Raw genomic sequence first — 7,011 nt, 5'->3', positions numbered from 1 at the left:
CACATGGCGACGCCGGGCGGGCGCCGGCATGTCGGTGGCCACCACGAACTGCGGCGCCCTGGGCTGGGTGAGCGATGCCCGCGGCTACCGCTACGTCGCCGTGGACCCGGACAGCGGCAGGCCGTGGCCCGCCCTGCCTGCCGTGCTGTCCACGCTGGCGGGCGAGGCGGCGGCAGCGGCCGGCTTTGCGGATTTCGCCCCGGATGCCTGCCTGGTCAATCGGTATGCCCCGGGCACGCGCCTGTCGCTGCACCAGGACCGCGACGAGCGCGACCTGCGGGCGCCCATCGTCTCGGTCTCGCTCGGGCTCCCGGCCACGTTCCTCTGGGGTGGCCTGGCGCGCAGCGACCGCGCCCTGCGCGTGCCGCTGCGCCATGCCGATGTGGTGGTGTGGGGCGGGGAGGACCGCCTGCGCTTTCACGGCGTGCTGCCGGTGCCGCAAGGCCACCACGCGGAGTGGGGAGCGGTCCGCGTGAACCTGACCTTCCGCCGGGCGGGGTGATCGGCGGTCGCGTGGCGCTACCGCCGCTCCCGTGCCCGCGCCAGCCACTGGCCCACGGCCTCCCGCACGCCGTCGGACAGCGATTCGGCCACGCCACGGGCGTACCCCTCGCCCAGCACGCCCTGTCCCGCATGGTGGAGGGCCACCACCGCGTTGGCCAGGACCACGCGGTCCAGCCCTGCGCTTCGTGGGCGGGGAGGTTCCCCATGCGCCGTGGTGGTGACCGGGGTCGCGGTGGTGTCCGGCACCTCCGGGGGCGAAATCGGCGCAGGTGCCGGGGCGCGGTGCTTCAGGTGCCAGTGGGCCATCACCGCGCCGATCCCCACGAACAACTGAAGTCCTGCCACGTCGCGGTCGGGCAGCCGCTGGAGCAGGCCCTGGACCGCCTCGCCCAGCAGCTCGCCCGCCAGCCGTGCGGCATCCAGGTCCACCAGCGCTTGCGCGATGCGGGCCACGGCCTGCGGATCGTCGCGCTCCTGCAATTGCCGCGACAGCGCGGCGGTGCCGGTGGCCAACAGCCCGGCCGCCAGCGCCACACGCTGCGCCAATGCGGCGGCAGAGGCTGGGTCTTGCAGCGTGTGCACGGCCAGCAAGGTCCATTCGGAATGGGTTCGCATCTGCTCGCCCAGCCACAGGACGGGAGACACCAGGTGCCGGGCACCGAACCGCAGCACGGCGGGATGGGGCTGCAGCAGGTGCATGCCGCGCGAGGCCAGCGCGCCCCAGGCGGGACCAGGGGGCGAAGCTTGGGGCAAGGCACGGGGCGGCAAGCTGGCCGCGCTCGCGGCGGCGGGGTCACCGGGAGGGATGGGCGAGCGCGGCAGGATCGCGGTGGGCTCCTGCCGTTGCGCCGAAGCACGGGGAGAGGCCGGGTGCACGAGGGTGCGGACCAGCCCGAGGGCTGCCGGACCCAGCCCCCTCGTGCAAACCGCCGTCCACCGCCGCGCGGCGGGAAGGGAGCGATGAAGGAAGGGCAGCGGATGGCATGAAAGGCGCTCGGCGTTGCAGGGTGGCGAAAGAAAGGTTTCGCACGCGCGGGCCCGAAGCCGGTATTCCAGCCCGTGTTCGCCCTGTACCTGCCGCCAGGCCCTGTACAGCAGGGCCTGGCCACCTCTCCGTGAGGCTGCATTCCAACCCTGCCACGAACGGAAAGGAGGGATTCACCCGAAGAGCCATGCAACTGCGCGAAGCAGGGCCGGCCTGCCCGCGCCGGACATCGGAGATGCCATGACCGCCTTGGCGCACCAGTGCCGGGGCCTTGATTGCTACTAAATATATAGCAATCGAGCCAATGATTACTAGGGCATCGAGCAGTTTTTACGGTCACCAGGCATACCGGCTGCTTCCGCCGGCCAGCGATGCCCCCGGGCAGGGCCGCAAACAGCCCGGGCCCGAGCCACTGCGTTCCCGGCCCGTAGGCCTCAGCCGGCCATCATCGAGTGGCCACCGGACATCAAGGGTGACGCGCCCGAACTCTGCGGCGCATCGGTGGACAATGCCAAGGACGAATGCTGCGGCAACTGCAAGCCCCGCGACGGGTCCTGGACGGCCCATGCGCGGATCTTCGGCGGTTGTGACTGCACGCTGCCGAAGATGGTGGCGAATGCCACGTCCGCGGCATCCCGGCCGGTGGCCAGGCGCAGCATGCCCATGGGAATGGCCGTGCCCGACGGATCGAACAGGTACCAGCGGTCGCCGAGATAGGCCTCGACGTAGGCGTGGAAGTCCGGCGGCCCCAGCGCCGGGTCGGCGCCGTAGTCGGTGCCGGTGGCGATGCGCGCGGGAATGTTCACTGCCCGGCACAGCGCGATCATCAGGTGGGCGAAGTCGCGGCAGACGCCGACGCGCTCGACGAACGTGTCGACCGCCGAGGTGGTCGAGTTGGAGGTGTTGGAGCGGAAGGTCACGTGGTTGCGCACCCAGTCACAGATCGCCTGAACACGGCTGTAGCCCTGCCACAGGTGACCGAACTCGCGCATGGCCAGCGTGGCCAGCCGGTCCGACTGGCAGTAGCGGCTGGGAAAGATGTAGCCCACAACATCGTCGGGCAGGTGGCGAACGCCGACCTCGGGAATGAGCGCCGGATCGGCGGTGTGGTGGTGCAGGTCCACCGTCGCGGTATAGGCCAGCGTGAGGGGCCCGGGTTCGGCATGCAGCCGCAGGCAGCGGGTACCCGTGGCGGGATCGGTGTGCAAGTGGGTCGGAATGTCCTGGCTGATGACCAGGTTCTCGTCCTGGACGATCTGGCAACGCGTCTGCGCTGCGTGGATGTTGAAGACGAAGTCAGCGCCGGGATCGCCTACCGCGTACTCCAACTCCAACTGGAGTTTCATTCGGATCATGGGGCCTGCCGTGGTGGTAGATGGGAAAGAGCCTGCGTCTGGTGGGTCGGTCATTCGATCGATGCCGCATCAGCCGCTGCTGGAGTATGTGCCCCATCGCGGGCGCGCCTTGTCAGTGGACATCGCATCGAAGTGCCAGCCCGCGCGGCAGGTCGCCCGGTGATCCGCCCTGCGGGCAATCCGGCCGACGCGGGCTTGTCCTACACCAGCGTCCCCCTGCACGGCAAAAGATCGGCGGTCCCACGGCAATCTCAACCAAAAGGCCCCCCATGGCAAAAGCACCCGCAGTTCCACGTCCCGTGAAAAAGGCCTCCGCCCCCTCGTCCCAGGCCCACGAAGGCGAAGAACTGCGCGGCACCGGGGGCGAATTGCAGCAGCAGGCTAGAGGCGCCCACCCGGTGCTCACCACCCAGCAGGGCATTCCGGTCGGGGACAACCAGAATTCGCTGCGGTCCACGCCCCGCGGCCCCACGCTGCTGGAGGACTTCATCCTCCGCGAAAAGATCACGCATTTCGACCACGAGCGCATTCCCGAACGCATCGTGCATGCCCGTGGCACCGCCGCGCACGGCTTCTTCGAGCTGACCGAATCGCTGTCTCAGTACACCACCGCCCGCATCCTCACCGAGGTGGGCAAGCAGACGCCGCTGTTTTGCCGCTTCTCCACCGTGGCCGGCGGCGCCGGCTCGGTGGACACCCCGCGCGACGTGCGCGGCTTCGCCGTCAAGTTCTACACCGAAGAAGGCAACTGGGACCTGGTGGGCAACAACATCCCGGTGTTCTTCATCCAGGATGCGATGAAGTTTCCCGACCTGGTGCATGCCGTGAAGATGGAGCCCGACCGCGGCTTTCCGCAGGCGGCCAGCGCACACGACACGTTCTGGGATTTCATCTCGCTGATGCCCGAGGCCATGCACATGATCATGTGGGCCATGAGCGACCGCACCATCCCGCGCAGCCTGCGCACCATGGAAGGCTTCGGCGTGCATTCCTTCCGACTGCTCGACGCAGAAGGCCAGAGCACGTTCGTGAAGTTCCACTGGCGTCCCAAGCTGGGCATCCAGTCCACGGTGTGGGACGAGGCTTTGAAGCTGCAGGCGGCGGACAACGATTTCCATCGCCGCGACCTGTTCGAGTCCATCCAGGCCGGCAGCTTCCCCGAGTGGGAACTGGGCGTGCAGCTGTTCACCGAAGAAGAGGCCGAGGCGTTCCCCTTCGACCATCTGGACCCGACGAAGCTCATCCCCGAAGAGCTGGTGCCGCTCAAGATGATCGGCCGCATGGTGCTCAACCGCTGGCCCGACAACTTCTTCGCCGAGACCGAGCAGGTGGCGTTCTGCCCCGCCAACGTGCCGCCGGGCATCGACTTCTCCAACGACCCGCTGCTGCAGGGCCGCTTGTTCTCATACCTGGACACGCAGCTGTCGCGCCTGGGAAGCCCGAATTTCGTGCAGATCCCGATCAACGCGCCCAAGTGCCCCTTCCACAACATGCAGCGCGACGGCCACATGCAGATGCAGGTGCCCAAGGGCCGCGTGGCCTATGAGCCGAGCAGCCTGCTCGGAGACAGCCCGCGCGCCTCGCTGGCACAGGGCACACGGCATTTCGCCGAAGTGGCCGATGGCGGCGCCAAGGGCCGCGTGCGGCCCGAGAGCTTTGCCGACCACTACAGCCAGGCGCGCATGTTCTTTCGCAGCCAGAGCCCGCTGGAACAGGCCCACATGGCATCGGCCCTGGTGTTCGAGTTGTCCAAGGTCGAAACGCCGGCTGTGCGGACGGCCGTGGTGGCGCAATTGCGCAATGTGGACGACAGCCTGGCCGGCCGCGTGGCGGACGGACTGGGCATGCCGGAACTCCCCGAGCCGTTCCCTGCAGCCGCCGCCGTGCAAGACCTGCCGCTGTCACCCGCGCTGCGCATCATCGACCGCATGAAGCCCACGCTGGAGGGTCGCTGCGTGGGCATCCTGGTGGCGGACGGCTCGGCCGCCGCACCCATCGCCGCGCTGCGCAAGGCGGCGGAAAAGGCCGGTGCCACAGTCAAGATCGTGGCCCCAAAGGTGGGCGGCGCCGTGCTGGCGGACGGCTCGCGGCTGCCGGCCGATGGCCAGTTGGCCGGCACGCCCTCCACGGTGTTCGACGCCGTGGCCTCGGTCCTGTCGCCCGAAGCGGGCGAGCAACTGTCGCGCGAAGCCGCTGCCGTGGACTGGTTCCGCGACGCGTTCGGCCACCTCAAGGCCATCGCCGCGTGCAAGGGCTCGCAGCCGATCCTGAAGGCCGCCGGCATCCAGCCGGACGCCGGCGTGGTGGACCCCGCTGAGACAGCAGCTTTCATTCAAGCGGCCAGCACGCGACAATGGGCGCGCGAACCCTCCGTGCGCACGCTGGCATGATGCAAGCGCTGGCCCACCCCTCCACCCCGTTTTCCACTGACGCGCGACCGCCAGCCGGAGACCTTCACAGACCGCTCGACCGGACCGACCACAGCATGACCCCTCCCTTGCGCATCCTTTACGTAGAGGACAACGCGGAGCTCCGCGAAACCATCGGCATGCTGCTGGAGGGGGACGACCGTGAAGTGTCGCTGTGCGCGACCGCCGAGGAGGCGCTGAAGCTGGATGCGCAGGGCCCCTACGACCTGGTCGTTACCGACGTCAGCCTGCCCGGCATGTCGGGCACCGACCTGTGCCGCCAACTGGTGGCGGAGAATCCGCAGCGCTGGATCGTGCTGTGCTCGGGCTACCAGTTCGGCCACGGACTGAATGCCCTGGGCCCCAATGTGCGTGCGCTGCTCAAGCCATTCGAGCTGGAAGAGCTGGAAGAGCTCATGGATTCGATTCGCGATCAATTGCGCGGATCCAGCTCCAATCACCCCGCCTGACCGCAGAGCACCGCCACAGTGAACGGGGGCTTCGTGCCCCCTTTTTTTGTTCTTCTGGCAGCGCAGCCGCCGCGGCCACGCCAATAGATCCCAACGCTCGCTGAAGCAGGCCCAGGCCGTGTGCGGCCCGTGGGACAGATCAGCGTGCTGCCGGACGGGCCACGGCCGGCTGGCGGGGCAACTGCACATGGAAGGCCGTGTGGCCCTCGCGCGAGCAGACGTCGATGCGGCCGCCATGGCGCTGCACGATCTGGTGCACGATGTAGAGGCCCAGCCCCAGCCCCTGGTGTTGCCCCGGCTCGCGCTCCCGCCCCCGGAACGGATCGAACAGGTGGGGCACCAGTGCCGGGGGAATCGTGCCGGCATTGCGCACGGTGAACTCCACCCGGTCGGGCGCCGTGCCGTCCAGCATCACCTGCACCGGCTCGGCCGCATCGCCGTGGTGAATGGCATTGCCCAGGAGGTTGGCCGCCACCTGGCACAGGCGCTCGGCATCCCACTGGCCCGTCAGGTTGCCCTTTTGCGTGATCTCGATGGTCCGGTCGGGGTGGCTGACGTGCAGCTCGTGCACCGGGCGCTGCACCAGCTCGCCCAGGTCGGCGGGCCCGGTCTTCACGGGCAGCCCGCCGGACTGGCGCGCCCGCGTCACATCCAGCAGGTCCTCGATCATTCGGCCCATGCGCTGTGCGCTCGACTGCATCTTGCCGGCGATGGCCTGCACCTTGTCGGGCTCCTGCGGCCGCTGCAGCACCAGCGCGCTCGCCAGGAGGGCGCTCAAAGGCCCCCGCAGGTCATGGCTCAGCACGGCCATGAACATCTCGTTCACCCGCAGGGCTTCGGTGCGTTCCTGCAGTTCGCGCGCGAGGGCCACCTTCTGCTTTTGCAGGTCGAAGAACACGTTGGCCTTGTTCACCAGCACGTGCGGATCGATGGGCTTGTAGAGAAAGTCGACCGCACCGGTCTCGTAGCCCTTGAACTGCCAGTTCTGGTCGCGTGAGCCCGCCGTCATGAAGATGAGCGGCACATGCCGGGTGCGCTCGCTGCCGCGGATCAGCTCGGCCAGCTCGAAGCCGTTCATCTCGGGCATCTGCACGTCCAGCAGCGCCAGGGCCACGTCGTTGTGCACGAGGAGCAGCTCCAGCGCCTCGGAGCCCGAAGCGGCCTTGAGAACCTGCACGTCATCGCGCTGCAGCAAGGCCTCCAGGGCGATCAGGTTTTCCTCCACGTCGTCGACGATCAGGCACTTCACCGGGGCAGTGCGCATGGGGGACGGCGGGATGGGGGCGGGT

Annotated in this window: 5 protein-coding genes and 1 pseudogene; 3 read left to right on the top strand and 3 right to left on the bottom strand. The window is 68.7% G+C overall.

The window, feature by feature from the left end; translation table 11 throughout:
• Positions 1 to 502: pseudogene (alkB, locus tag AC27KI_RS01380) on the top strand (DNA oxidative demethylase AlkB); the annotation flags it as partial.
• 17 nt (positions 503 to 519) lie between these two features.
• Here alkB and AC27KI_RS01375 read toward each other — a convergent pair.
• A complete protein-coding gene (locus tag AC27KI_RS01375) occupies positions 520 to 1,257 on the bottom strand; it encodes a hypothetical protein (RefSeq protein WP_487112247.1) in 738 nt (245 codons plus the stop codon).
• A 666-nt stretch (positions 1,258 to 1,923) separates the two neighbouring features.
• Complete coding sequence (locus tag AC27KI_RS01370) at positions 1,924 to 2,844, bottom strand: transglutaminase-like domain-containing protein (protein ID WP_487087586.1); 921 nt, start codon at positions 2,842 to 2,844, stop codon at positions 1,924 to 1,926.
• Between the two features lie 269 nt (positions 2,845 to 3,113).
• Between AC27KI_RS01370 and AC27KI_RS01365 the strand changes: the two genes are divergently transcribed.
• On the top strand, positions 3,114 to 5,234 hold the full coding sequence (locus AC27KI_RS01365; protein ID WP_487087588.1) for a catalase: 2,121 nt from the start codon (positions 3,114 to 3,116) through the stop codon (positions 5,232 to 5,234).
• Positions 5,235 to 5,329: 95 nt separating this feature from the next.
• Positions 5,330 to 5,722: a response regulator gene (locus AC27KI_RS01360; protein ID WP_372588161.1), complete on the top strand. Its 393-nt coding sequence runs from the start codon at positions 5,330 to 5,332 to the stop codon at positions 5,720 to 5,722.
• Between the two features lie 139 nt (positions 5,723 to 5,861).
• Here the strand turns inward: AC27KI_RS01360 and AC27KI_RS01355 are convergent, their stop codons facing one another.
• The gene (locus AC27KI_RS01355) at positions 5,862 to 6,986 is read right to left on the bottom strand and encodes a hybrid sensor histidine kinase/response regulator (protein WP_284429832.1); all 1,125 of its coding nucleotides are present in this window, start codon (positions 6,984 to 6,986) and stop codon (positions 5,862 to 5,864) included.
• Between the last annotated feature and the right edge of the window lie 25 nt (positions 6,987 to 7,011).

It is taken from the genome of Acidovorax sp. KPB24-03 (assembly GCF_057546605.1).
This window is presented reverse-complemented; position numbering and strand designations above follow the sequence as displayed.

Coding starts and splice junctions, on each gene's coding strand:
- AC27KI_RS01360 (WP_372588161.1), top strand. CDS start 5,330: ATGACCCCTCCCTTGCGCATCCTTTACGTAGAGGACAACGCGGAGCTC.
- AC27KI_RS01355 (WP_284429832.1), bottom strand. CDS start 6,986: ATGCGCACTGCCCCGGTGAAGTGCCTGATCGTCGACGACGTGGAGGAA.
- AC27KI_RS01370 (WP_487087586.1), bottom strand. CDS start 2,844: ATGATCCGAATGAAACTCCAGTTGGAGTTGGAGTACGCGGTAGGCGAT.
- AC27KI_RS01365 (WP_487087588.1), top strand. CDS start 3,114: ATGGCAAAAGCACCCGCAGTTCCACGTCCCGTGAAAAAGGCCTCCGCC.